Consider the following 26,090-nt stretch of genomic DNA (forward strand, 5'->3'; position numbering starts at 1 on the left):
CGGACGCCCATGCCCAACACCAGCGCAGCCCCCCGCAGCCCCAAGCGGAGACGACTTTGGCAAGCCACCAAATGGTCGCTGCTGGTTATTTCGCTGATTGTTGCCACCATCGCGGGGGCTGCCATCTATATGATCCGCAGCCCCATTGTCGTGCCGGGATGGCTCGAGACGCGCATCGAAGAGCGGTTTGCCAAAGATATGCCGCTTGCGCGGATCGGCTTTGGAGAGATGGTGTTGATCGTGGACGAAGGGTGGCGGCCGCGCGTTCGGCTGCGCGACGTGAATATCACCAACCCCCAAGGGGTTAGCTTTGCCGCCTTCCGCGAAGTGCGGGCCAGTTTTTCCATTCAGGGCCTGCTGGCAGGCGATGTGCAGCCGCGCGATATTGCGATGTCCGGGGTGGTGGCCAATTTGCGTCGCGATAAGGATGGCCGCGTCGCGCTGAGCGCAGCAAGCGGGACCGCCCCGGCAGAGCGGCGGGCGGCCACGATGCCGCAGTTGATCGGCCAGCTTGATACAGTGTTCGAGACGAAGGCGCTGTCGCGGCTGCGGTCGATAGAGCTGCGCGCCCTGACTTTGCGCTACACCGATCTGCAGTCCGACAGGATGTGGACTGTGGATGGCGGGCGGCTGTTGCTGGACCGCGAAGGCGATAACCTGCGGATGATGGCCGAGCTCGCCGTTTTGGGCGGGGGGGCGGATGTGGCCACGCTTTCTGCCAACTACAGCAGCAAAATCCGCGATACCGCGTCGCAGTTCGGCGTCAATTTCGATGGCGTGAGCGCGGGCGACATCGCGGTGCAGAACCCAGCATTTGCTTGGTTGAAAGTGCTGCGCGCGTCTATCTCCGGTTCGGTGCGCAGCAGCCTTGACGAGGACGGCACCTTCGAGCCGCTGAACGCGACGCTGCAGATCGGGGCCGGGGTGGTTCAGCCTAATGAACGTGCTACGCCGATCCCCTTTGACGGGGCCCGCAGCTATTTCAGCTATGACCCAGATCAGCGTCTGCTGCGTTTTGACGAGCTTTCGGTCGAAAGCAAATGGGTGTCGGGCCGGATCGAGGGGGCCGCAAGTCTGGGTATTGATGACAGCGGGAAACTGGGCGAGCTGGTCGCACAGGTCCGTCTGCGCGATCTGGTGGCTGACCCTGCCGATATTTATGACACCCCTGTGTCGATTGAGGGTGCCGACCTGGACGCCAAAATCACCTTCAACCCGTTTCACATGTCCGTCGGCCGTATGGATATCGTTGACGGGGGGACGACGTTGAACCTGTCGGGGGATTTGCGGGCGGGGCCGCAGGGGTGGCAAGTTGCACTGGATGCTGGGTTGAACGCGTTGAAACCAGCGCGCCTGCTTGAGCTTTGGCCAGAAAACGTCAAACCAAAAACCCGCAAGTGGGTGGACGAAAATATCTACGCCGGCGCGTTGAGCGACGTTGACCTTGCCTTTCGCTTGAAGCCAGGCGAGGCACCGCAAGCATACCTCGACTTTGATTTTCAGGGTGCCGAGGTTCGATTTTTGCGCACCATGCCGAATATCACCGACGGCAGCGGTCATGCGAGCCTTTCGCGCAACCGCTTTGTTGTCAGCGTGGATACCGGGGTGATCACACCGCCCGACGAGACGCCTGTGTCGGTGAACGGGTCGTCGTTCATCATGCCGGATGTCACGGTCAAGGACGGCCCGCCCGGCATAGTTCGGTTGCGCGCCGATGCGGACATCACATCGGTCCTGGCGCTGTTGAACCGGCCCCCGTTGCAGGCGATGGACAAGGCCAACCTGCCGGTTGACGTCGTCGATGCACGGGCCCAGTTGGCGGGAACTTTGTCCTTTCCAATGAAAAAAGGCTCTGACCCGAAGCTGACGATCTTCGACATAAACGGAACGCTGGCGGAATTCCAAAGCGACCGTCTGGTCAAAGATCGCGCGCTGCGTGCAGACCAGCTGACATTGAACGCGTCCAACAGCGGCCTGACGATCAAGGGCGAGGGCGAGCTGGACGGCGTTCCCTTTGACGGCGAATGGTCCCAACCCTTCGGGAAGCCGGGCGCTGCGAGCAGTGTCAGGGCAGATATTGCGCTGAACGCCAAAACGCTCGAGACTTTCAAGATCGCGCTGCCCCCTGATACGATAGCAGGTGAAGGGCGGGCGTGGTTCGCGATGGATCTGGTCAAAGGCCAACCCCCTGATTTTTCCGTCACATCGGATCTGCGGGGGTTGAGCATCACCGTTCCACAGATCGGCTGGAGCAAAGCGCGATCCCAGACGGGCACGTTGGAGATATCGGGGCGGCTTGGGCCGGTTCCAGACGTCGATACCTTGAAAATCAGCGCCGCGGGGTTGTCGGCGCAAGGAGATGTCACATTGCACCCAAGTGGTGCGTTGGACAGATTGCAATTTCATCGATTGCAGGTCGGGAACTGGCTGGATGTGCCTGTGGATCTGATCGGGCAGGGGGCAGGTCGCCCGGTGCAGCTGGTGGTGAAGGGCGGCCGTCTTGATTTGCGCAGGGCGGAGCTCGGAAAAAGCAAGCCCAACGGGGTCGCGAGCCCGCCGATGTTGTTGTCGCTGGATCGGTTGCAGGTCACTGACAAGATTGCCCTGACAGGAATGCAGGGCGAATTTAACGTCGCGCGTGGCCTGGATGGACGGTTCACGGCAGCCTTGAACGGGGGCGCGCCGGTTTCTGGTCGCGTCGTACCCAAGGATGGTCGTAGCGCGGTGCAATTGACGGCAACCGATGCTGGTGGCGTTTTGAGGTCTGCCAACATTGCACAACAAGTCCACGGCGGCGCGCTTTCGTTGACCCTGGTACCCGCCGGATCGGGCGGTGCTTTCGACGGTCATGCAGAGATTAAAGACGTTCGTATCAAGGACGCCCCGACGATTGCAGCGCTGGTGAACGCGGTTTCCGTGGTCGGGCTGATCAACGAGTTGAACGGGGACGGGATATATTTTGACACGGTCGAAGCTGATTTTCGCCTGTCTTCCAATCGCGTTAACCTGACCCAAGCCAGCGCGACAGGGGCGTCGCTTGGGATTTCTATGGATGGGGTTTTTGCCACTGACACCGGCCAGATGGCGCTGCAGGGTGTGATCTCTCCTGTATATATGTTGAACGGAATAGCCAGTTTTCTGACCCGTAAGGGCGAGGGGCTTTTGGGCTTCAACTACTCTATCGGCGGTACGGTGCAGAGCCCGTCTGTCTCGGTGAACCCGCTGTCGGGGTTTGTGCCCGGTGCGATGCGGGATATTTTTCGCAGCACCCCACGCACGACGCCCGCTCAGGATGGGGGGGCTGCCACCCCCGCGCCGCAAAAACCTGTTGCTCAACGCTTTGAGGGGCGCTAACGGGCGCGTATGAAACTCAGTGACTTTGATTTTGAACTGCCCGAGCGTTTGATCGCGACGCGCCCTGCGGTCCCCCGTACGTCGGCCAAGATGCTCGTTGCGCAGGGGGATCATATTACTGACACGACCGTCGCCAATATGACCGATTGGTTGCGTCCCGGGGATCGGCTGGTGCTGAATGACACAAGGGTCATTCCGGCGCGGTTGTCGGGGCTTCGCCACCGGGACAGCGCACAGGGGCCGGTACAGGCGCGTATCGAAGTAACCTTGCTGGAGCCACGGGGCGATGCGGATTGGACTGCACTGATCAAGCCGTTGAAAAAGCTCAAGATTGACGAGACTGTCGTCTTTAGCGCCGATCTTTCTGCGCGTTTGATTGGCGTCGAGGATGGGCAGGGTCGACTGCGGTTCAACTGCAGCGGCGACGATTTTGACGCCGCGCTGAATGATGCCGGTGCGATGCCATTGCCGCCTTATATTGCGGGCAAGCGTCCGGCAGACGCGCAGGACATGACGGATTATCAAACCGTTTTCGCCAAGAACGCGGGCGCAGTGGCCGCGCCTACGGCGTCGCTCCACTTTGATCAGCCCCTTCTGGATCAGCTCGCCGCGATGGGGGTGCGCTTTAGCCACGTCACCTTGCATGTGGGCGCGGGGACGTTTCTGCCTGTGAAGGTCGATGACATTGCTGACCATAAGATGCACAGCGAGTGGGGGCAGGTGAGCGCGCAGGCAGCTGCCGAAATCTCCGCCACCAAAGCTGCTGGCGGGCGGGTCATACCCGTTGGGACCACTGCCTTGCGGCTGGTCGAGACCGCTGCGCGGTCCGGGAATATCCAACCCTGGGAAGGGGATACCGATATTTTCATTACCCCCGGTTTTGAATTCAATGTCGCAGACGCGTTGATGACGAATTTCCATCTTCCGAAGTCGACCCTTATGATGCTCGTTTCGGCATTGATGGGGCAGAAAACTATACAAAAGATTTACAATCACGCGATTGAATCGAATTATCGGTTTTTCTCCTATGGCGATGCGTCGCTGCTCTTTCCAAAGACGCAAATAAACGCCTGAATGTCGTTCGGGGGGGTGACACCTCCTGGGATCGCCGTCAGGGAGGGGGCTGATCGCGTTAAAGGATTCGTAAGATGTTTCAGGTACTGAGCAGCGCATGGGCGCTTTTGTTGGGCATGTGTTTGCTGATGGTGGGCAACGGCATGCAAGGTACGCTCTTGGGGATTCGCGGCGGGATCGAGGCATTTTCGACCTTCGAAATGTCGATCGTGATGTCGGCATATTTCGTGGGCTTTTTGGGCGGCTCGCGTATGGCACCGGGTATGATCCGGCGCGTCGGTCACGTGCGGGTCTTTGCGGCGCTGGCGTCGATGATCTCGGCTGTCATGATCCTGTATCCGACCTTCCCGAACGTCGCTGTCTGGTCGGTGGGCCGCGTGTTGATCGGCTTTTGTTTTTCTGCGGTTTACGTGACAGCAGAAAGCTGGCTCAACAACGCTGCGACTAACGAAAACCGGGGGCAGGCGCTGTCATTGTATATGATCGTGCAAACCTTTGGCATCGTTATTGCGCAAGCGCTTTTGCTCACCGCGGACCCTTCAGGCTTTGTCCTGTTCGTTATTCCGTCAGTGCTGGTCAGCGTGGCAGTGACGCCGATTTTGCTGTCGATCAGCCCGACGCCCGCGTTCGACACCACCAAACCGATGAGCTTGCGCGAATTGGCCGGCTTCTCGCCCTTGGGGTGTGTCGGCATGTTCTTGTTGGGCGGGGTCTTTTCGGCGCAGTTCGGGATGGCCTCGGTTTACGGTGCCGAAGCCGGGCTGACCGTGGCGCAGATTTCGATCTTCGTTGCGACATTTTTCGTGGGTTCGGTGGTTTTGCAGTACCCGATCGGCTGGGTTTCGGACCGGATGGACCGTCGCCTTTTGATCGTTATCACCTCCATCATTGGGGGTATCGGGTCTGTCATCGGCATGCTGCTGGGGCATAACTTTAGCGTGTTGCTGCTGACCGCTTTTGTCGTGGGCGGCATGTCTAACCCGCTGTATTCGCTTCTAATTGCGCACACGAACGACTTCCTTGAGCCCGAGGATATGGCCGCGGCCTCCGGCGGGATGATCTTTATTAACGGGTTGGGCGCTATTCTGGGTCCGGTGATCACCGGCTGGATGATGGGCACCGCGCTTGGGCCGGGTGGGTTCTACCTGTTCACGGCGGTTCTGTTCTTTGCTTTGGCGGTCTACGCGTCCTACCGCGCGACGGTACGTCCGGCCATTCCTGCGGATGAAACGGGTAACTACATCCCGATTTACCCCGCTGCGACGACCGTTGCGGTCGAATTGGCACAGGAATACGCGATCGAAAGCGAACAAACCGCGGAAGCGGAGCCGACCTAGACGTTTTGCTAATTCGTTACATCTTGTGTCTAATGAAATTAGAAAAGTTTGATCTTTTCTGTGGTCAAAGGAGGCAAGGCTATGAAAACGCCTGAGGACGTACGTCGGTTCTGGCTGGAGGAAACTGGGCCTGCGGGATGGTATGCGGTGGATGATGACCTTGATGCCGCGATCCGGTCACAGTTTCTGGACACCTGGTCGCTCATCGGGACCCATCGGTTGGACCATTGGCTGACTGACGCGAAAGGCACTTTGGCCTATCTCATTCTGGCGGATCAGTTTCCGCGCAATATGTTTCGCGGGCAGGGGAAGGCGTTTTCGACCGATTTGCGGGCCTTGCGGGCGGCTCAAACCGCTGTGCGCAACGAATGGGATAGACTTATTGCGCCGCCTGAACGGCAATTTTTTTACCTTCCGTTCATGCATTCAGAAAGTCTGACCGATCAGGATCACTGCGTGCGGCTGGTCTGTGACCGTATGCACGAAGCCGAGGAGACGCTGCGGCATGCGCGCGCACATCGCAAGGTGATCCGGCAATTCGGCAGATTTCCGTATCGCAACAACGCCTTGGGTCGGCGAAGCACCGCCGCTGAAACCGAATATCTTGACGACGGGGGGTATGCCTATACCCTGCGGACACTCACGTAAATGCGGGTCAGGCAGTTTGATCCTGGATCGGAATTCTCCGAGTTGCTGACGCTCGCGAGATAGTTTACCACTAAACTAAATTTCAATACGTGCTGCGAGGTTGCATAATGGCTGCGAAATCCTTTGATCTGATCGTGATTGGTGCGGGGCCGGGGGGCTATGTTGCGGCCATCCGGGGCGCGCAACTGGGGCTTTCGGTCGCCATTGTAGAGCGTGAGCATCTAGGCGGCATTTGTCTTAACTGGGGCTGTATCCCGACCAAAGCGCTTTTGCGGTCGTCGGAAGTCTTCCACCTGATGCAGCGCGCAAGCGAGTTTGGCCTGAAGGCAGACAATATCGGCTATGATCTGGAGGCAGTTGTCAAACGGTCGCGCAAAGTTGCGGGGCAGCTGTCCGGCGGTATCGGGCATTTGATGAAAAAGAACAAAGTCTCGGTCTTCATGGGCGCGGCGACCTTAGCGGGCAAAGGTAAAGTGTCGGTTAAGTCGAAAGACGGGGAAGAGACGCTGACCGCCAAGAATATCGTGCTGGCGACCGGTGCGCGGGCACGCAACCTGCCTGGGCTGGAAGCAGACGGAAAACGCGTGTGGATGTACAAGGATGCCTTGCAGCCGCCCCATATGCCGAAAAAGCTGCTAGTGATCGGGTCTGGCGCGATCGGTATCGAATTCGCAAGCTTTTACAATACCTTGGGCGCAGACACGACTGTTGTCGAGGTGATGGATCGAATCCTTCCCGTCGAGGATGAAGAAATCAGCAAATTCGCGAAAAAGCAGTTCGAAAAACAGGGCATGAAGATCATGCAGAAGGCCGTTGTTAAACAACTGGACCGCGCTGATGACAAGGTGACTGCCCATATCGAAACGGGCGGCAAGGTGACCAAGCATGAGTTTGACACGGTGATCTCCGCCGTGGGTATCGTTGGCAATGTCGAGGATCTTGGGCTGGAGGATCTGGGCGTGAAAATTGATCGGACCCATGTCGTGACCGATGAATATTGCCGGACCGGCGTCGAGGGGCTGTATGCCATCGGTGACATCGCCGGTGCTCCTTGGTTGGCGCATAAAGCCTCGCACGAGGGGGTGATGGTTGCCGAATTGATCGCGGGTCAACACGCGCACCCGGTCAAACCGGAGTCCATCGCCGGCTGCACCTATTGTCACCCGCAGGTCGCGTCCGTCGGGTATACGGAAGCCAAGGCGAAAGAGCTTGGCTTTGACGTTAAGGTGGGTCGCTTCCCCTTCATCGGGAATGGCAAGGCGATTGCCCTTGGCGAGCCCGAGGGGATGATCAAAACCGTCTTTGACGCTAAAACAGGCGAATTGCTTGGCGCGCATATGGTGGGTGCCGAGGTGACCGAGCTGATCCAGGGCTATGTCGTGGGGCGTCAGCTTGAGACCACCGAAGAAGACCTGATGAACACCGTCTTCCCGCACCCGACCTTGTCAGAAATGATGCATGAATCCGTACTGGATGCTTACGGACGCGTTATCCATATGTAGCCTTTGCCCGCGCATAGCGGTGTCCTGATCTTTGCAACGCCCGGTGACATATTCAATGTTGCCGGGCGTTTGCCGTCGTAATGGCAGCCCAAAATGCGCCGCGATAGTGTCGTTCCCCTTGTGTTCTTATTTTTTCGTTGGAGAATCCGTAGCACGCACCTATGTACTAAGCGTTAACGGGGGTCCGATATGGCTGAGCTAAAGAACATCGAAGTGCGCGGCGCGCGCGAACACAATCTAAAGAACATCGACGTGGACATTCCGCGCGATAAGCTGGTTGTGATTACCGGGCTTTCCGGGTCGGGTAAATCGAGCCTCGCGTTCGATACGATCTATGCCGAAGGGCAGCGACGCTATGTGGAATCGCTCAGCGCCTATGCGCGGCAATTCCTTGATATGATGCAGAAACCCGATGTGGATCACATCAGCGGCCTGTCGCCAGCGATTTCGATTGAACAGAAGACCACGTCGAAAAACCCCCGCTCTACCGTGGGGACGGTCACCGAGATTTATGACTATATGCGCTTGCTTTTTGCGCGCGTCGGCACGCCCTATTCCCCCGCGACCGGCAAGCCGATCGAGGCGCAGCAGGTGCAGGATATGGTTGATCGCGTGATGACCATGCCCGAAGGCACGCGCGCCTATCTGCTGGCCCCGATCATTCGTGACCGGAAGGGCGAGTACCGCAAAGAGTTTCTTGAGCTGCGCAAGCAGGGCTTTCAGCGGGTAAAAGTGAACGGCGACTTCTACGAATTGGACGAGCCGCCCACGCTGGACAAGAAGTTCCGCCATGACATCGACGTGGTTGTCGACCGTATCGTGGTGCGTGAGGGGCTAGAGACGCGCTTGGCGGATTCCCTGCGCACAGCGCTTGATCTGGCTGATGGGATCGCCGTGCTGGAAACCGCCCCGACCGAGGGCGAGCCCGAGCGTCATACCTTCAGCGAAAAATTCGCCTGTCCTGTCAGCGGCTTCACGATCCCCGAGATTGAGCCGCGTCTGTTTTCATTCAACGCTCCTTTCGGTGCCTGTCCGTCCTGCGATGGTCTGGGCAAAGAGTTGTTTTTTGATGAACGCCTTGTGGTGCCCGACCAGAATCTCAAGGTCTATGACGGTGCGCTGGCCCCGTGGCGCAAGGGTAAGTCCCCGTATTTCAAGCAAACGATCGAAGCCATCGCGAAACACTATCAATTTAGTGAAAATACGCGGTGGAAAGACCTGCCCGAGAAGGTGCAGCAAGTGTTCCTGCATGGCTCCGGCAAGGAAGAGATCAAGTTCCGCTATGACGAAGGCGGCCGTGTGTACGAGGTCAGCCGCGTTTTCGAAGGGGTGATCCCCAATATGGAGCGCCGCTACCGCGAGACGGATAGCAACTGGATCCGCGAAGAATTCGAACGCTACCAGAACAACCGCCCCTGTGGCACCTGCAACGGCTACCGGCTGCGGCCCGAAGCGCTTGCTGTCAAGATCGGCCCGTCGGATGGCGATAGCGATACGCTGCTGCATGCGGGACAAGTCGTTGAAATGTCGATCCGCGAAGCTTTTGACTGGTGCACCAAAGTGCCCGATTATCTGACCGTTCAGAAGAACGAAATCGCGCGCGCGATCCTCAAGGAAATTCGCGAACGTCTGGGATTCCTGAACAATGTCGGGTTGGAATATCTGACGCTGGCACGCTCTAGCGGGACGCTCAGCGGGGGGGAAAGCCAGCGCATTCGGCTTGCCTCGCAGATCGGGTCGGGGCTGACAGGGGTGCTTTACGTGCTTGATGAGCCCTCGATCGGGTTGCACCAGCGCGACAATGACCGCTTGCTCCAGACGCTGAAAAACCTGCGGGATCAGGGCAATACGGTGATCGTCGTTGAACACGACGAAGAGGCGATCCGCGAGGCGGATTATGTGTTTGATATCGGGCCGGGGGCTGGTGTGCACGGCGGGCAGGTGGTCAGCCACGGGACATCGCAAGAGGTCGCCAATGATCCGAATTCGCTGACGGGCCAATACCTTACCGGCAAACGCGAGATCGCGGTGCCCGCCAAACGGCGCAAGGGGAACAAAAAGAAAATCCGCGTGGTCAAGGCGACGGGGAACAACCTCCAGAATGTCACGGTCGACTATCCTTTGGGCAAATTCGTCTGCGTGACGGGTGTGTCCGGCGGCGGGAAGTCGACCCTGACGATCGAGACCTTGTTCAAGACTGCGTCGATGAACCTGAACGGGGCGCGCCAGACGCCCGCGCCCTGCGAGACCATCAAGGGATTGGAGCATCTGGACAAGGTGATCGACATTGACCAGCGCGCCATCGGGCGCACGCCGCGGTCGAACCCGGCGACCTATACCGGTGCCTTCACCCCGATCCGCGACTGGTTCGCCGGTCTGCCCGAAGCCAAGGCGCGCGGGTACAAGCCCGGACGTTTCAGCTTTAACGTCAAGGGCGGCCGCTGCGAGGCCTGTCAGGGCGACGGTGTGATCAAGATCGAGATGCACTTCCTGCCGGATGTCTATGTCGAATGTGAAACCTGCAAAGGCCAGCGCTATAACCGTGAAACGCTTGAGGTGAAGTTCAAGGGCAAATCCATCGCTGACGTGCTGGATATGACTGTCGAGGACGCGCAGAGCTTCTTCCAGGCGGTCCCCAGCATCCGCGAAAAAATGGATGCGCTGATGCGTGTGGGCTTGGGCTACATCAAGGTGGGTCAGCAGGCGACGACGCTGTCGGGCGGGGAGGCGCAGCGCGTCAAACTGTCGAAAGAGCTCAGCAAACGCTCTACGGGGCGGACGCTGTACATCTTGGATGAACCGACCACGGGGCTGCACTTTGAAGACGTGCGCAAACTGCTAGAGGTGCTGCACGAGCTGGTGGATCAGGGTAATACTGTGGTCGTCATTGAACACAACCTCGATGTCATCAAGACCGCGGACCATATCATCGACATTGGACCAGAAGGCGGCGATGGCGGCGGGCAGGTGGTCGCGACCGGCACGCCTGAACAGGTTGCCGAGGTCGAGGGGAGCTATACCGGCCACTACCTCAAACCGATGCTCGCCCCGCGTAAGGTTGCTGCCGAATAGCATTGCCAACAATGCGGTAGACATACAAATGCCCCGTCCTACTCAGGCGGGGCATTTTTCATGAAATCTTAGGATTTCGCGGCGCAGTTTAGTTTAGAAGGCGCGATGCCAGACCGATCAGTGCCAGTACGTCATTGGTTTGCGGATCCACGGCATAGACATAGCCGTCGTCCTGAACGTAGCGGTTGTAGCGGGTCAGCCCATGCCGGTGGGGCTGTTCGATCACGACGTAGCGCGTCAGCTTGTCGCCTTTGGCGTGGTGGTGCTTGTCATGCCCTTTGGCAAGATGACGCCCGTTGTCGCTGTGCTGCTTCTCGTGTTTCTTGATCGCCTTTTTGTATTCTTTAACAGCTTTCTTGTGCTGCTTTTGATGCTTTTTGTCATCGTGCTTATCATGCTTGGCCAAGGTCACCTGCGGTGCCGCGACATCGTAATGCCCCGACGCGCCATAGGAGGCAGAGGCCGCCTGTACGGCCGGGCTGAAGGCCAGCACGGCGAAGGCGCTTGCGGCGAGGGTAAGGGTTTTCATGCTCGTTCTCCGTTACAGTGTCGATACAGTAACAAACGAACGGCGCGCGGGTTTCCGTCGCTGGGACGAGACGGCGGGAACCCGCTTGCTTTTCCTGTCAGCCGTTGCGGCCGCGGGTTTCGAAACGGGGCAGCATGGCAGAGAAATCCTTGCCGTTTCCGTCTTCGTTCTCGACGAATTGCGCATAGAGCGCGCGGGCCAGCTCTCCCATCGGGGTGTCTGCATCTGCCATCTCTGCTGCCTGCTGCGACAGCCCAAGATCCTTGAGCATCAACTCCGCCGCGAAGCCCGGTGTGTAGCCATTGTCTGCGGGCGAGGTGGGGCCAACACCGGGGGCAGGGCAATAGGCGTTCATCGACCAGCTGTAGCCCGACGAGGTGCTGACCACGTCGAACATCTTCTGCCGGTCCAGCCCCAGTTTATCGGCCAGCGCAAAGGCCTCGCAGGTGGCGATCATGGTGACGCCGAGGATCATGTTGTTGCAAATCTTCGCCGCTTGCCCCGCACCGGCATCGCCGCAATGCACCGCCTTTTGCCCCATGATGTCGAACAGGGGCTTGGCCTTGGCAAAGGCTTGCGTCGACCCGCCGGCCATAAAGGTCAGCGTGCCGCCAGATGCCCCGCCGATACCGCCAGACACGGGGGCGTCAACGGCCATTATGCCAGCGTCTTCAGCGGCTTGCGCGGTGTTCTTCGCGCTTTCCACATCCACGGTGGAACAGTCGATGAACAACATGCCCTGCGCCATATGGGGGATTGCCTGCGCCGCCACTTGCCGCAGGATCGACCCGTTGGGCAGCATTGTGATCACCGCGTCCATGCCCGCCACGGCGGCTTCAAGGTTGTCTGCAACGCGCACGCCCTCTGCCGTGGTGCCCGCGACGTCAAAGCCCGTCACCTCGTGGCCCGCTTTGGCGAGGTTGGTCGCCATAGGCGCGCCCATGTTGCCCAGTCCGATAAATCCGATCTTCATGCTCATGTGGTTCTCTCCAGTGTCAGGGCGTCCTCGGCCAGCGGGCGCAGCATCTTGGCTGTCGCGGCAAGGGGGACGTTCATATCGGCATATTGCCAGTTGGGGCTGCGGTCCTTGTCGATGATCGCCGCGCGGATCCCTTCAAGGAAGTCGCCATGCTCCATCGCGCGGAACGTAAAGCGGTATTCCATATCCAACGCCTTCTCGATGCTCAGCGAGGGGCCGCGCAGACGGTGGATGATCTCGACCGTGCAGGCCATCGCCAACGGGCTGCTGCGCTGCATCTTCTTGAGCGTGTCTGCAGCGAATTCGCTGTCGGATGCGCGCAGGGCGTTGAGGATATCCGCCAGCGTTTCGCCGCCGAACATACTGTCAATCTCGGCCGCCTGCGCCTCGAGCGCTGAGGCAGGCGGCGTGGTGCTTGCGGTTTCCAGAATGGCCACATCGCCTGAATTCTCAAGCGCGGCGGTTACGTCGGGCCAGTTTAACTCTGCGACGTAAGTGTCTGCAAAACCGACGTAAATTGCATCTTCACCCTTCATACGTGACGCGGTTGTGCCCAGATATTCGCCCACCCGTCCGGGGGCCAGCGCCAGCATCAGGCTGCCGCCCACATCGGGCACCAGACCGATGCCACATTCCGGCATCGCGATCTGGCTGCTTTCCCCCACCACGCGGTGCGAGCCGTGACAGCCGATGCCCACGCCGCCGCCCATGGTGAACCCCTGCAAGAAGGAGACGACGGGCTTGGTATAGGCGAAGATCTTGGCGTTCAGCCGGTATTCATCCGCCCAGAACTTGCGCCCGTAGGCGTAGTTTCCCTTGGTCCCCGTGGCGTAAAGTTCGGCGATGTCACCACCCGAGCAAAAGGCACGATCGCCTTCGGCGTCAAGGATGATCAGGTCAACGTTCGGGTCATGCTGCCAAGCGTCAAAGGCGTCTTCGATGGCCAGACACATGTCATAGGTCATGGCGTTCAGTGCTTGCGGGCGGGTGAGGGTGATCCGTCCCGCGCGCCCTGAAATACGGATGGAGATATCGGTCATCGGTTCTTCAGCATATCCCGCGCCACGATGACGCGCATGATTTCGTTGGTGCCTTCAAGGATCTGGTGGACGCGCAGGTCACGCACCAGCTTTTCGATGCCGTAATCCGCCAGATAGCCATAGCCGCCGTGCAGTTGCAGACATTGATCGACGACCTTGCTGCCTGCCTCTGTCACGAACTTCTTGGCCATGGCGCAGAACTTGGTGGCATCCGGCGCGCCCGTGTCCAGCTTCCACGCGGCTTGGCGCAGGAAGACGCGGGCGGCTTGCAGTTCGATCTCCATCTCGGCAAGGCGGAATTGCAGACCCTGAAACTGGTCGATGGGTTTGCCGAATGCTTTACGCTCGCCCATATAGGTGAGCGTGGCGTTCAGCGCGGTCTGTGCGGCACCCAAGGAACAGGCGGCGATGTTCAAACGGCCGCCATCCAGCCCCATCATTGCATATTTGAAACCTTTCCCCTCTTCACCCACCAGATTTCCGGCAGGAATGTTGCAATCGTCAAACTGCACTTGGGACGTGGGTTGGCTGCGCCAGCCCATTTTATCCTCTAGCCCGCCAAAGGAAAGCCCTGCCGTCCCGTCTTCGACATAGACGGTGGACACGCCCGCGGCCCCCTCATCCGAGGTGCGCACCATCGCGACATAGGCGTCGGAATAGCCGCCGCCCGAGATGAACGCTTTGGTGCCGTTCAGGGTATAGCCTTCGTTCGTGCGGGTGCATTTCGTCTTGAGCGCCGCCGCGTCAGAGCCCGATCCGGGTTCCGTCAGACAATAGCTGAGCACGGTGTTCATGCTCAGGATGTCGGGCATGATCCGCGACTTGAGCTCGTCACTGGCAAAGCTGTCCAGCATCTTGGCGCACATGTTATGGATCGACAGAAAGGCCGCGACCGACGGGCAAGCCATGCTGAGCGCTTCGAACACCAGCGTTGCATCAAGCCGCGTCAGGCCGGATCCGCCCGCATCCTCGGACACGTAAAGCCCGCCAAAGCCCAGCTCTGCAATCTTGGGCCAAAGGTCTTTGGGGATTGTTTCGTCTTTCTCCCACTTCTGGGCGAAAGGGGCGATATGTTCCTGGCCAAAGCCATAGGCCATGTCGAAAATCGCGGTTTGCTCTTCTGAAAGTGCGAAATCCATAAACGGTGATCCCTCCCAAGACCGGTCGAATTGAACGTGTGTTTAATTGTAAGCATGCACGTGGGCGTCGCGCAAGCACCCTCCGGCGGGGGAGCCGCCGAAGGGCGAGGATGGGGCTTATTCCATCGGCTTGAAGTTGAACTCGCCGCCTTCTTTGATGCCCGAAGGCCAGCGCGAGGTCACGGTTTTGGTGCGTGTGTAGAATTTGAACGCATCCGGCCCGTGCTGGTTCAGGTCGCCAAAGACCGATTTCTTCCAGCCGCCAAAGGTGTGATAGGCGAGCGGCACGGGGATCGGCACGTTGATCCCGATCATGCCGACGTTGACGCGCGCCGCAAAGTCACGCGCCGCGTCGCCGTCACGGGTAAAGATCGCCGTGCCGTTGCCCATTTCGTGATCCATCGCAAGACCAAGCGCCTCTTCATAGGTTTTGGCGCGGACGGTAGACAGAACCGGCCCGAAGATCTCGTGCTTGTAGATGTCCATATCGGGGGTGACGTTGTCAAAGAGGTGCGGGCCGACAAAGAAGCCTTCCTCGTAGCCTTGCAGCTTAAAGTCGCGCCCGTCGACAACCAGCGTGGCCCCCTGATCGACGCCGGTCTGTACAAGCCGTTCGATGTTTGCCTTCGCGGCTGCGGTGACCACGGGGCCGTAATCGACGTCATTGCCCGAGGTATACGGCCCGACTTTCAGCTTCTCGATGCGCGGCACCAGCTTTTCGATCAGACGGTTGGCGGTTTCCTCGCCCACAGGCACAGCGACCGAGATGGCCATGCAGCGTTCGCCCGCCGCGCCATAGCCCGCGCCGATCAGCGCGTCTGCGGCCTGGTCCAGATCGGCGTCCGGCATGATGATCATGTGGTTCTTGGCACCGCCAAAGCATTGGACGCGTTTGCCATTCGCGCAGCCCGTGCCGTAGATATATTCGGCAATGGGGGTGGAGCCGACAAAGCCGACCGATTGAATGACAGGGTGATGCAGGATCGCGTCAACCGCTTCCTTGTCGCCATTGACGACCTGAATGATACCTTTGGGCAGGCCCGCTTCTTCCAGCAGTTCGGCCAGCATCAGGGGCACGGATGGATCGCGCTCGGACGGTTTGAGGATGAAGGCGTTGCCGCAGACGATGGCGGGGGCGAACATCCACATGGGGATCATGGCGGGGAAGTTGAACGGCGTGATGCCTGCGGACACGCCAAGGGGCTGGCGCATGGAGTACATGTCGATGCCGGGGCCCGCGCTGTCGGTGAAGTCGCCTTTCAGCAGCTCGGGCGCGCCGATGCAGTATTCCACCACTTCCAGACCGCGCTGCACGTCACCGGCGGCATCGGGCAGGGTCTTGCCGTGTTCGCGGCTCAGCGCCTCGGCGAGCTTGTCCATATCGCGGTTCAGCAGGTCCACGAACTTCATCATCACCCGCGCCCGACGCTGGGGGTTCACCGCGGCCCATGCGGGTTGCGCCGCCATGGCGTATTTCACGGCTTGATCCATTTCGGACTCGTTGGCCAGCGGCACCTTGGCTTGCACTTCGCCGGTTGCGGGGTTGTACACGTCGGCAAAGCGGCCTGACGTGCCTTTGACGTGGGCGCCGTTCAGGTAATGGGTCAACTCTTGCATGGAATGCTCCTTCTGTGCGTTTGGCGGCAGGTTAGGCTTGCAAAAAACAAAGCAAAAGAGGCATGGCGTCAAAATCGTTTTGCAATATTGCAAAGCCTTGCGCGGGCTGAAAGGGTAGGGTGGGGCGCTGCCCCCGTCCTTCGGACGCCCCCGGAGTTTACGGGCAAAATGAAGTCTGTGCAGAAAACGAAGCATGAAGGGAGCCGTGGCCGATGATGGGAAACTGGGACGACCTGCGGCTGTTTCTGGCCGTCGCGCGCGAGCAGAGCCTATCGGGCGCGGGGAAGCTGTTGCGGTTGGACCCCGCGACCTTGGGGCGACGCATGGCGCGGCTGGAAAAGACCATGCAGGCGGTATTATTCGTGAAATCGCCCTCGGGCTACGCGCTGACCGAGGCGGGCGTGCAGTTGCTCTCGCGCGCCGAAGCCGCAGAGCAGGCGATGCGGCAGGCCACGGCGGATGTGGTCGTGCCGTCGGATCAATTGGCAGGGCAGATCAGGATCGGGGCACCGGACGGCTGCGCCAATTATCTGCTGCCACAGGTCTGCGCTCGTTTGGTGGCGGATAATCCGGGGCTCGATATCCAGATCGTCGCCCTGCCGCGGGTGTTCAACCTGTCGCGGCGCGAGGCGGATATGGCGATCGGGGTCAGCGCGCCCACGGCGGGGCGGTTGGTTGTGCAGAAAATCGCCGACTACCAGCTGCATCTTGCTGCCGCCGACAGCTATCTTGCCGCGCGCCCCGCGATCCGGACCGTTGCAGACCTGCTGGGGCACCGGTTGGTGGGGTATATCCCCGACATGATCTTTGATCGCGAGCTTGATTATCTGGCGGAGCTTGGCATGACGCGGGTGCCGCTGGCCTCTAATTCCGTGTCCGTTCAGGTGAATATGATCCGGCAAGGGGGCGGCGTCGGGATTGTGCATGATTTCTCGCTTCCTGCGACGCCGGGGGTGACGCGCATCCTGACCGGCGACGTGCATCTGAGCCGCGCCTTTTATTTGATTCGCCACGAAGACGACCGCCGCAATCTGCGTCTGAGCCGCTTTGCGGAAGCTCTGGCGCAGGGCGTCCGCGCCGAAGTGGCGAAACTGGAGGCAATTGCTTGACACGCAACAGTATTAAAGGGAACCTGACCTATAGGTAATATTCTTGCGAAGGGGCCGACCATGCTAGTTTCCCAAATCCTGAAAACCAAAGCGGATGACAGTGTTACGACGGTAAAACCGGGCACGCGTATCTCGCAGGCGGCGGCGATGTTGTCGGAAAAGCGGATCGGGACCCTGGTCGTGTCAGCGGACGGCAAAACGCCCGATGGTATCCTGTCGGAGCGTGACATCGTGCGCACCCTTGGCCGCGAGGGCGGCGGCTGTCTGGACGACACCGTAGAGGCGCTGATGACGCGCGATCTGATCACCTGCGCCAAGGATGAAACCGCGGATGATATCCTTGCCAAGATGACGCAAGGCCGCTTTCGCCACATGCCTGTTTTGGAGGATGGGGTTCTGATCGGCCTGATCTCTTTGGGGGATGTGGTCAAGGCCCGCCTGATGGAGCTTTCGATGGAGAAAGACGCCCTGGAGGGGATGATCAGGGGCCACTAGCCCACCGAAATTGGCGTTGCATCTTCGCGGTGTAAATGCTTGCTTGCACTTCGAATAACGACTTGAAATGACTGGACTCTCCCATGCGCGTAGGCCTTTACCCCGGCACCTTCGACCCTATTACTTTGGGTCACATCGACATCATCCGGCGGGCGGCGACGCTTGTTGATAAACTGGTGATCGGTGTCGCGATCAACCGCGACAAGGGGCCATTGTTCGAGCTGGAAGAGCGTGTCGCCCAGATCGAAGAGGAATGCCGCAAGCTGAACCAGGAGACCGGGACAGAGATCGTGGTGCATCCCTTCGAGAACCTGCTGATCGATTGCGCCCATGATGTGGGGGCACAGATGATCATCCGCGGGCTGCGGGCCGTGGCGGATTTCGAGTACGAGTATCAGATGGTGGGGATGAACCGGAAGCTGGATGACAGCGTCGAGACGGTCTTCTTGATGGCAGAGGCCGAACATCAGGCGATTGCCAGCCGTTTGGTCAAGGAAATCGCCCGGCTTGGCGGGGACGTCAGCAAATTTGTGACGCCCGCCGTCAATGCCGAGCTGTTAAAGCGTTTCTCGCAATAACGATCAGAGGGTTTTCGCAACCTCGCGCGAGGTGTCGAGCATACGGTTCGAGAACCCCCATTCGTTGTCATACCAGCCCAGAACCCGCAGCTGTGTCCCGCTTTGGACAGAGGTCTGATCAAGGGCTACGACACAGGAATGTGAATCGTGGTTCAGGTCGATCGACACCAGCGGGCGTTCAACCAGACCAAGGATGCCTTTCAGCGGGCCTTCGGCGGCGGTGCGCAGGGTGGCGTTGACCTCCTCTGCCGTGGCTTCTTTCGACAGTTCGACCACCAGATCGACACAGGATACGTTCGGTGTGGGCACGCGGATCGCGGTGCCGCCGATCAGCCCGTCAAGCTCGGGCAGCACTTTACCCAGCGTCTTGGCCGCACCGGTGGTGGTGGGGATCATCGACAGCGCCGCGGCGCGGGCACGGTAAAGGTCGCTGTGCGCCGTGTCATGCACCGGCTGGTCGCCGGTATAGCTGTGGATTGTGGTCATATGGCCGTGCTTGATGCCGAAGGCGTCATGCAGGGTCTTGGCCAGCGGTGCCATGCAGTTGGTGGTGCAGGAGGCGTTGCTCAGCACCGTGTCTTCGGCGGTGATCAGATCGTGGTTCACACCGTAGACGATTGTTTTCATGGCGTCTTTACCGGGGGCAGAGATGACGACCCGTTTCGATCCATTCGCCAGATGCTTGGCCGCCGCCTCGCGCGTGGTGAAGATGCCGGTGCATTCCAGCACGATGTCCACATCGCCCCAAGGCAGGGCAGCTGGGTCGCGTTCTGCTGTCACGCGGATCGGGCCTTGGCCCACATCCATCGTGTTGTCGCCCAGGGTGACCGGACGGCCAAAGCGCCCGTGGACCGAGTCGAATTCGAACAGATGTGCGTTGGTTTCCAGCGGGGCGAGATCGTTGATCGCCACCACCTGCAAATCATCGTCGCCACGCTCCATCAGCGCGCGCAAAACATTACGACCGATACGGCCAAAGCCATTGATTGCCAATTTGGTAGCCATGGGGCGTCCTCCTGAATTTGATAGCGCTAACATCGACATTTATGACAAAGAGTCAACCTGTGCAGGGCAATATTGCGCCGGAAGCGATCGGAGGGAAGGGGCCGACTGTCGGATCAGCGCCAGAACGCCACCCATTCGATCAGGTCGACAAATTTCTTGGTCAGGAAAATCAGATGTTCGCTGCCATAGATCAACGCATCAATCCCCAGTGCGGTCAGCAGTACAGCAGCGAGAGAGACAGCGATGGGGGTGTCCATGGGGGCGGTGGTCCTTGCCTGCGGGTGGCCCAGATATGACAGGGCAACCCGCGCGTCGCAAGTCTTAGCCCAGTTTGCCCATGGCGACGGCGACATCGGCCATACGGACAGAGAAGGCCCATTCGTTGTCATACCACGCCAGGACACGCACCAGACGGTTGCCAACGACCTTGGTCTGGTCGGGCGCGAAGATCGACGAATGTTCGGTGTGGTTGAAATCGACCGACACTTTCTGTTCCGCATCATAGGCAAAGACCCGCGACATCGGGCCGTTTGCAGCGGCGCGCATGGCCTCGTTGACCTCTTCTACCGTTACATCACGGCCTGCCATAAAGGTCAGGTCAACCGCGCTGACGTTTGGCGTTGGAACGCGCATGGCGGTGCCATCCAGCTTGCCTTTGAGCGCGGGCAGCACTTCACCCAAGGCTTTCGCCGCACCGGTAGAGGTCGGGATGATCGCCATCGCAGCGGCGCGCGCGCGGTACAGGTCTTCGTGGCGGCGGTCCAGCGTCGGCTGGTCGCCGGTATAGCTGTGCACGGTGGTCATGATGCCGCTTTCGATGCCGAACGCATCATGCAGCGCCTTGGCCATCGGGGCCAGACAGTTGGTGGTGCACGACCCGTTCGATACCATTGTGTCCGAGGCCTGCAATTCGCCGTCGTTCACGCCGTAGACCACCGTGCGGTCGACGTTCTTGCCCGGTGCCGACAGCAACACGCGTTTCGCGCCCTGATCCAAGTGGACCTTTGCCAGCAGCCCGTCGTTGAACTTGCCCGTGCATTCCAGCACGACGTCGCACCCTTCCCAGTTCAGCTCGTTCATCTGGTAGGTCGACATAACCTCCATCTCTCCGCGCCCCAGATCCAGCGTGCCGTTGCCGACTTTGACTTCATTGGGAAAACGCCCGTGGACGGAATCGTATTTGATCAGATGTGCCGCAGTCTCCAGCGGGCCGGTCGCGTTGATGCGCACCACCTCGATGTCATCCCGGCCCGACGCCGCGATATGTGACAGGGTGCAGCGGCCGATGCGGCCAAATCCGTTGATACCGACTTTGATGGTCATGGGGGCGTCCTTTGGCAAAGATCTGGAACTTTGCCGGTTCTATATCTGGTGGTCGTGAATATGGGAAAGGGCTAAAACCCCCTAATTTCCGTATGTTAGCGATAAATATTCGTGTTAGCGATAACCCTCAGATCGGCTTTGCCTTCTGCCTGCGCTGCGCTACCCTTACGCCAACAAATATGGAGAGACTGAATGAGCGGCCTATTAGCCCTGTTGGATGATGTAGCAGCGATTGCAAAAGTGGCCGCGGCCAGCGTGGATGATGTGTTCGGCCAGGCCGCCAAGGCTAGTGCCAAGGCCGCGGGTGCTGTCATCGACGACGCCGCCGTGACCCCGAAATACGTCAGCGGCTTCGAGGCCAACCGCGAGCTGCCGATCATCTGGCGCATCACCAAAGGATCGCTGAAGAACAAGCTGGTCTTCTTGTTGCCCGCCGGTTTGCTGCTGTCGAATTTCGCGCCATGGTTGATCGCGCCCTTGTTGATGTTGGGTGGGGCCTATCTGTGTTTTGAAGGCGCTGAGAAGATCGCACATGCGCTTGGCGTAGGGGGAAAAGGCCACGAGGATCATCCCCCCGGTGCCGATGAAAAGGTAATCAAGGACCCCGCCAAGCTGGAAGAGCAAAAGGCCAAAGGTGCGATCAAGACCGACTTTATCCTCTCGGCCGAGATCATGACCATCGTGCTGTCAAACCTCGAGGTGTCAAATTTCTGGATGGAGGCAGGCGCTTTGGCCGCCGCCGCCGTGATCATCACAGTCGCGGTCTATGGCTCCGTCGCGCTGATCGTAAAGATGGATGATGTGGGGCTTTATATGGCCAAGAACGGCAATCTCGGCCTGACCCGTGGTCTGGGCCGCGGGATCGTGCGCGGCATGCCCTGGTTCCTCAAGGCGCTGACCATTATCGGGACGGCGGCCATGCTCTGGGTCGGCGGATCGATCATCGTGCACGGTATGGAAGAGCTTGGCTTCGGCGCGCTTGGCCACCTGATCCACGGCTACGCCGTCGCTTTCGGCCATATGGTTCCGGTCGCGTATGAAGGTGCCGCCGAATGGATCGCCAAAGCCGCGATGGACGGTGTGTTTGGTCTGGCCCTTGGGCTGGTGCTGATCCCAGTCGGCGAAAAGATCATCACCCCGCTGTGGCGCGCGGTCTTCAACCGCAAGGATGCCGGCGCACCCGCGTAAACGGGGCGTATATGAGGGAGAGGAAGGGGGCGCAGGTTGCGCCCCTTTTTTGTGTGCGCGCGCTCAGCTTGCCTAAAGACCGTGGGGCACAATTTACCGCTTCGTCGTCTACATTGCGCCTAAATTGCAAGCTAGCGGTATTCGAGACGGCATAGGGAACCCCTTTTTGTTTCACACCTCGTTTAGATATTTTCTCGCAGCGACGTCGGCTGCGATGCTGGTCTACTTGGGCTTGACCCTGGACCCGTCGATCCGCGCGGAAAACGAACGCTTCGCAGCGTGCAAAAACGATACTTCGTCTCAATGCCTCTCCAGCTTGGGCGTAGAGCAGGCGATGGATGCGCGCTTCGTTCCGCCACACATGCCTGAAGTGAGCATGTTGGCCCAGATGGGTCGCATCGACGACGCTTTTGCCTTGGCGCTACGTGCTGAAAGCGAAAATGAGCCGCTGCCAGAGGACGTTGAGGCGACCGTCGACAGGATGCTTGCTAGCCACCGTCTTACAGGGGCGCTTCGCGAGGGCAAGAGCCTGCAGGAAGCGATGGAAATGACACCGGGTGTTGGTGCTGGCACCCTTTGGATCACTGCGCTGGATTTCCTTGGCCGCAGGCCCTACGGGGTGCCTGCGCGCGACGGAAGCACCGCGGACGCAATCCCGCGTGACGTAGTATCAGAGATCGCGCAGCGCATCGTCGATATTGCAAAAAATGAACCCGTCAGGCCGCGCGTTAGCCACCTAGTGGAAGCGGCTGAGTTGCACGCAGCTTTAGGGAACCGAGACGAAGCGTTAAAGGTGCTTCAATCTTTGCCGCGAACGGACAACGCCTCCATCAAACCAAGTGAAAACCTTATGCGGCTCGTTGGGCCGTCAACATTTCTGCAGCTCTATCGCGAGGCAGGCGGTACGCATCTTTCCATACTTTTGACCGCCGCGGCGGCAGAGCCGGATATGACCCTCGCAGCCACGTATCTGGAAGAGGCCTTTACCGCGTTCTCGACGAAAAAGCCCTTTCCGGAATATGTCTGGACGGAGCGCATTATTGAACGCGCCGTCGACCTTGGCTTGCAGCCACTTGCCCTTGAGTTGGCACACGCCTTCGAGGATCGAGCTGACACCGAACCCGCGATCTTTCCCGTCTTTGCACATATCGAAGCTGCGCGTGTTTTGTTACTTGCTGGTGCCGACGAGGGGGAAGTTCAGGCGCGGCTTGACGTGGCGCTTAGCACGTTCCGCACGAAGGATGGGAAAACTGCAAGTGACGCTTCCGAGATCGGGAGTATTCGGTGGGGCACTCGTCGGCTGGATGCGCAGGCACGGCGTGAAATGGCGACGCTAAAGGCGCGGCTCGGAGAAACTGAAACAGCCATCGCCTATATGGCTGGGTTGGAACAACCATTGTTTTCTTGGATGAGCATGCTGACCTCGGAAATTCCGGTTCAGGACGTGGATCTGCTTTTGCTAGCGGCGCGTGGTGCCCTTTCCGATGAAGAGCTCGCCTATGCAAAGCTGCAGCATGCGCAACAGTTGTTGCTAAGTGACACGGGCGAAGGGCAACGTGTTTGGGCGCAGGCGAAAGCGGCAGAGCTAGCGAAATCCGACACGCTGACTGGGGAGCACGCGGTTCGCGCCTACAGTATGCTGTCTCGAATTGGGGCGCTTGTCGAAGACCAAAGACTTGAACGGTTAGGGTTGGAACAAATGGCTGAGGCCGCCCTGAAATCCCGCCGCTACCAAGATTTGTTGATGGCTGGCTTTTGGTGGAACCGATCACAGCAAATGCCATGATTTCCACCCAGTGTGTCTGCCCCTGAGCCACCGCAAATCTGCAAAATGCGTCGATCAGATAGACTGTGTCGACCGCTATGGTCGTCGGATCGAACGTTTCCTGCGCCCCCCACAAACCAAAAAGGGGGAGCAAAATGCTCCCCCCATTCTCGTCTCGCTAAACAGCTCAGATCACAGCAGCGCTTTGGCCTTGTCGGCGACGTTCTGCGGGGTGATGTCGAACTTTTCGAACAGCTCTTCCGCGGGGGCGGAGGCACCGAAGCGGTCCATGCCGACGAAATCGGCCTTGTTCCACTTGCCACGCTCGCCGGTGAGCCAGCGGTCCCAGCCTTGGCGTACGGCGGCTTCGACGCCGACGCGGACGGGGCCGGCGGGCAGGACGCGGCGGCGGTAGGCTTCGTCTTGCGCGGCGAATAGCTCCATGCAGGGCATGGACACGACGCGGGTGCCGATGCCTTCGGCTTGCAGCAGGTCACGGGCTTTCAGCGCGATCTCGACTTCAGAGCCGGTGGCGATCAGGATGACCTGACGTTTGCCTTCGGCGTCCGCCAGAACATAGGCACCCTGTTCGGTGAGGTTCTTGTTCTTGTGCTCAAGCCGCACGGTGGGCAGGCCCTGACGGGTCAGCGACAGCACCGACGGCGTCTTTTTGCTGCTCAGCGCGATTTCCCAGGCCTCTGCGGTTTCGACCGTATCGGCGGGGCGGAACACATAGGTGTTGGGTGTCGCGCGACTGATGGCCAGATGCTCGACGGGTTGGTGCGTCGGGCCGTCTTCGCCCAAGCCAATGCTGTCGTGGGTCATGACAAACACGCTAGGCACCTGCATCAGCGCGGCGAGGCGCATGGCGGGGCGGGCGTAGTCGGTGAAACACATGAACGTGCCGCCGTAGGGGCGGATACCGCCGTGCAGCGCCATGCCGTTCATCGCGGCGGCCATGCCGTGTTCACGGATCCCCCAGTAGACGTAGCGCCCACCACGGTTGTCCACGTCAAAGACACCCAGATCAGCGGTCTTTGTGTTGTTCGAACCGGTCAGGTCAGCCGAGCCGCCCACGGTTTCGGTATAGAGCGGGTTCAACACCTCGAGCGTCTTTTCGCTGCTGGCGCGGGTGGCCAGTTTCGGCGCATTTTCCGACGTCTGCTTTTTGAACGCCTTGATCGTCGCGCTCAGCTTCTTGGGGGCGTCACCGGCCAGCGCGCGGTTGAACTCTTCACGCTTTGTGCGCGACATGGCGTCGAAACGCTCTTCCCAGGCGCGGCGGTCGTCTGCGCCGCGTTTGCCGATCTCTTCCCAAGCGGATTTCACGTCGGCGGGGACTTCGAACGGGCCGGTTGTCCAGCCATAGGCGGCTTTGGCAGCGGCCATCTGGTCCGCGTCGGTCAGCGCGCCGTGACCTTTCGAGGTATCCTGCGCGGCGTGACCAAGCGCGATATGCGTTTTGCAAGCGATCATCGTGGGCAGATCGGATTTGCGCGCTTCGGTCAGGGCGGCGTCGATCTCGTCGGGGTTGTGGCCGTCGATTTCGATGACGTGCCAGTCAGCCGCCTTGAACCGCGCAACCTGATCCACTTTGTCGGACAACGATACCGGCCCGTCGATGGTGATGTCGTTGTTGTCCCACATCACGATCAGCTTGCTCAGCTTGTGGCGACCCGCAAGGGCAATCGCTTCGTGGCTGATGCCTTCCATCAGGCAGCCGTCACCCGCGATCACATAGGTGAAGTGGTCGACGATTTTCTTGCCGTATTGCGCGCGCTGGATTTCCTCGGCCATGGCAAACCCGACAGAGTTCGCGATCCCCTGACCCAGCGGGCCGGTGGTGGTTTCAATCGCATCGGCCAGGAAGTTTTCAGGGTGTCCCGCGGTGCGTGCGCCCATCTGGCGGAAGTTCTTGATCTCTTCGAGGGGGAATTGCTCGTAGCCGGTCAGGTGCAGCAGCGAATAGATCAGCATGGACCCGTGGCCAGCCGACAGGATAAAACGGTCGCGGTCAGGCCACAGCGGGTTGGACGCGTCGAACTTCAGGTGCTTTTCGAACAAGACAGTGGCGACATCCGCCATGCCCATCGGCATGCCCGAGTGGCCGGAATTGGCGGCGGCGACAGCGTCCAGCGTCAGGGCGCGAATGGCGGTCGCTTTGGACCAATGGGCGGGATGGGCTTTGGCGAGGGCGTTCAGATCCACGGTGCAAGCTTCCTTATAAGGGGGAAAAGGGATTGCGCGGATCAATACCAGCCACCCCGCAAAGATCAAGGCCCAGAGGGCATCGCCCGCAGCAGAGCTTTTCCGCCGGGCCAAGGCATTGTTCTTAA

20 protein-coding genes are annotated in these 26,090 nt (G+C 59.7%); 11 read left to right on the forward strand and 9 right to left on the reverse strand.

The genetic code is table 11. The features are described from left to right. Positions 1–9: 9 nt before the first annotated feature. The 6 genes from AADW22_RS07975 (at position 10) to uvrA (ending at position 10,987) form a co-directional block, all read left to right on the forward strand. A complete protein-coding gene (locus AADW22_RS07975) occupies positions 10–3,354 on the forward strand; it encodes a DUF3971 domain-containing protein (RefSeq protein ID WP_407473435.1) in 3,345 nt (1,114 codons plus the stop codon). Positions 3,355–3,363: 9 nt separating this feature from the next. Continuing rightward, positions 3,364–4,428 (forward strand): tRNA preQ1(34) S-adenosylmethionine ribosyltransferase-isomerase QueA, encoded by a 1,065-nt coding sequence (gene queA, locus AADW22_RS07980; protein ID WP_407473436.1) that lies wholly within the window; start codon positions 3,364–3,366, stop codon positions 4,426–4,428. Between the two features lie 74 nt (positions 4,429–4,502). Continuing rightward, positions 4,503–5,765 carry an MFS transporter gene (locus AADW22_RS07985; RefSeq protein WP_005852959.1) on the forward strand — a complete coding sequence of 421 codons (1,263 nt, stop codon included), beginning with the start codon at positions 4,503–4,505 and terminating at the stop codon, positions 5,763–5,765. 81 nt (positions 5,766–5,846) lie between these two features. Then, the gene (locus tag AADW22_RS07990; RefSeq protein WP_407473437.1) at positions 5,847–6,413 is read left to right on the forward strand and encodes a DUF924 family protein; all 567 of its coding nucleotides are present in this window, start codon (positions 5,847–5,849) and stop codon (positions 6,411–6,413) included. Positions 6,414–6,520: 107 nt separating this feature from the next. Next, the gene (gene lpdA / locus AADW22_RS07995; RefSeq protein WP_009826768.1) at positions 6,521–7,915 is read left to right on the forward strand and encodes a dihydrolipoyl dehydrogenase; all 1,395 of its coding nucleotides are present in this window, start codon (positions 6,521–6,523) and stop codon (positions 7,913–7,915) included. A gap of 189 nt (positions 7,916–8,104) precedes the next feature. Beyond that, the gene (gene uvrA / locus AADW22_RS08000) at positions 8,105–10,987 is read left to right on the forward strand and encodes an excinuclease ABC subunit UvrA (protein WP_037944026.1); all 2,883 of its coding nucleotides are present in this window, start codon (positions 8,105–8,107) and stop codon (positions 10,985–10,987) included. Between the two features lie 88 nt (positions 10,988–11,075). Here the strand turns inward: uvrA and AADW22_RS08005 are convergent, their stop codons facing one another. The 5 genes from AADW22_RS08005 to AADW22_RS08025 form a co-directional block, all read right to left on the reverse strand. Beyond that, entirely contained in the window at positions 11,076–11,516 is a 441-nt protein-coding gene (locus tag AADW22_RS08005; RefSeq protein WP_037944027.1) for a hypothetical protein, read from the reverse strand. Positions 11,517–11,613: 97 nt separating this feature from the next. Further along, on the reverse strand, positions 11,614–12,489 hold the full coding sequence (gene mmsB, locus AADW22_RS08010) for a 3-hydroxyisobutyrate dehydrogenase (protein ID WP_407474589.1): 876 nt from the start codon (positions 12,487–12,489) through the stop codon (positions 11,614–11,616). A 2-nt stretch (positions 12,490–12,491) separates the two neighbouring features. After that, the gene (locus tag AADW22_RS08015; RefSeq protein ID WP_407473438.1) at positions 12,492–13,535 is read right to left on the reverse strand and encodes an enoyl-CoA hydratase/isomerase family protein; all 1,044 of its coding nucleotides are present in this window, start codon (positions 13,533–13,535) and stop codon (positions 12,492–12,494) included. Next, positions 13,532–14,674 (reverse strand): acyl-CoA dehydrogenase family protein, encoded by a 1,143-nt coding sequence (locus AADW22_RS08020; protein WP_306284732.1) that lies wholly within the window; start codon positions 14,672–14,674, stop codon positions 13,532–13,534. The genes AADW22_RS08015 and AADW22_RS08020 overlap by 4 nt, the downstream gene beginning before the upstream one ends. Positions 14,675–14,791: 117 nt before the next feature. Next, positions 14,792–16,291 carry a CoA-acylating methylmalonate-semialdehyde dehydrogenase gene (locus AADW22_RS08025; RefSeq protein ID WP_407473439.1) on the reverse strand — a complete coding sequence of 500 codons (1,500 nt, stop codon included), beginning with the start codon at positions 16,289–16,291 and terminating at the stop codon, positions 14,792–14,794. Positions 16,292–16,503: 212 nt separating this feature from the next. Between AADW22_RS08025 and AADW22_RS08030 the strand changes: the two genes are divergently transcribed. The 3 genes from AADW22_RS08030 (at position 16,504) to coaD (ending at position 18,473) form a co-directional block, all read left to right on the forward strand. Continuing rightward, positions 16,504–17,400, forward strand: a complete 897-nt coding sequence (locus AADW22_RS08030) for a LysR family transcriptional regulator (protein WP_407473440.1) — start codon at positions 16,504–16,506, stop codon at positions 17,398–17,400. Positions 17,401–17,460: 60 nt separating this feature from the next. Continuing rightward, positions 17,461–17,895: a CBS domain-containing protein gene (locus tag AADW22_RS08035; RefSeq protein WP_005852978.1), complete on the forward strand. Its 435-nt coding sequence runs from the start codon at positions 17,461–17,463 to the stop codon at positions 17,893–17,895. 83 nt (positions 17,896–17,978) lie between these two features. Then, a complete protein-coding gene (coaD, locus tag AADW22_RS08040; RefSeq protein ID WP_005852979.1) occupies positions 17,979–18,473 on the forward strand; it encodes a pantetheine-phosphate adenylyltransferase in 495 nt (164 codons plus the stop codon). 3 nt (positions 18,474–18,476) lie between these two features. Here coaD and gap (AADW22_RS08045) read toward each other — a convergent pair whose 3' ends face one another. The 3 genes from gap (AADW22_RS08045) to gap (AADW22_RS08055) all read right to left on the reverse strand — a co-directional run bounded on the left by gap (AADW22_RS08045) (position 18,477) and on the right by gap (AADW22_RS08055) (position 20,801). Then, the gene (gene gap / locus AADW22_RS08045) at positions 18,477–19,478 is read right to left on the reverse strand and encodes a type I glyceraldehyde-3-phosphate dehydrogenase (protein ID WP_180827567.1); all 1,002 of its coding nucleotides are present in this window, start codon (positions 19,476–19,478) and stop codon (positions 18,477–18,479) included. A gap of 113 nt (positions 19,479–19,591) precedes the next feature. After that, positions 19,592–19,735, reverse strand: a complete 144-nt coding sequence (locus tag AADW22_RS08050; RefSeq protein ID WP_005852981.1) for a hypothetical protein — start codon at positions 19,733–19,735, stop codon at positions 19,592–19,594. Between the two features lie 64 nt (positions 19,736–19,799). Next, positions 19,800–20,801: a type I glyceraldehyde-3-phosphate dehydrogenase gene (gap, locus tag AADW22_RS08055; RefSeq protein WP_009826779.1), complete on the reverse strand. Its 1,002-nt coding sequence runs from the start codon at positions 20,799–20,801 to the stop codon at positions 19,800–19,802. 192 nt (positions 20,802–20,993) lie between these two features. Between gap (AADW22_RS08055) and AADW22_RS08060 the strand changes: the two genes are divergently transcribed. Together AADW22_RS08060 and AADW22_RS08065 are read left to right on the forward strand one after the other, a co-directional pair. Continuing rightward, positions 20,994–21,989, forward strand: coding sequence for a DUF808 domain-containing protein (locus AADW22_RS08060; protein ID WP_407473441.1), 996 nt, complete (start codon positions 20,994–20,996; stop codon positions 21,987–21,989). A 166-nt stretch (positions 21,990–22,155) separates the two neighbouring features. Beyond that, the gene (locus tag AADW22_RS08065) at positions 22,156–23,775 is read left to right on the forward strand and encodes a hypothetical protein (protein ID WP_407473442.1); all 1,620 of its coding nucleotides are present in this window, start codon (positions 22,156–22,158) and stop codon (positions 23,773–23,775) included. A gap of 171 nt (positions 23,776–23,946) precedes the next feature. Here AADW22_RS08065 and tkt read toward each other — a convergent pair whose 3' ends face one another. Continuing rightward, positions 23,947–25,962 (reverse strand): transketolase, encoded by a 2,016-nt coding sequence (gene tkt / locus AADW22_RS08070; protein ID WP_037944997.1) that lies wholly within the window; start codon positions 25,960–25,962, stop codon positions 23,947–23,949. Positions 25,963–26,090 lie beyond the last annotated feature (128 nt).

Source organism: Sulfitobacter sp. PM12 (assembly GCF_045586035.1).
GTDB classification, from domain to species: domain Bacteria; phylum Pseudomonadota; class Alphaproteobacteria; order Rhodobacterales; family Rhodobacteraceae; genus Sulfitobacter; species Sulfitobacter pontiacus.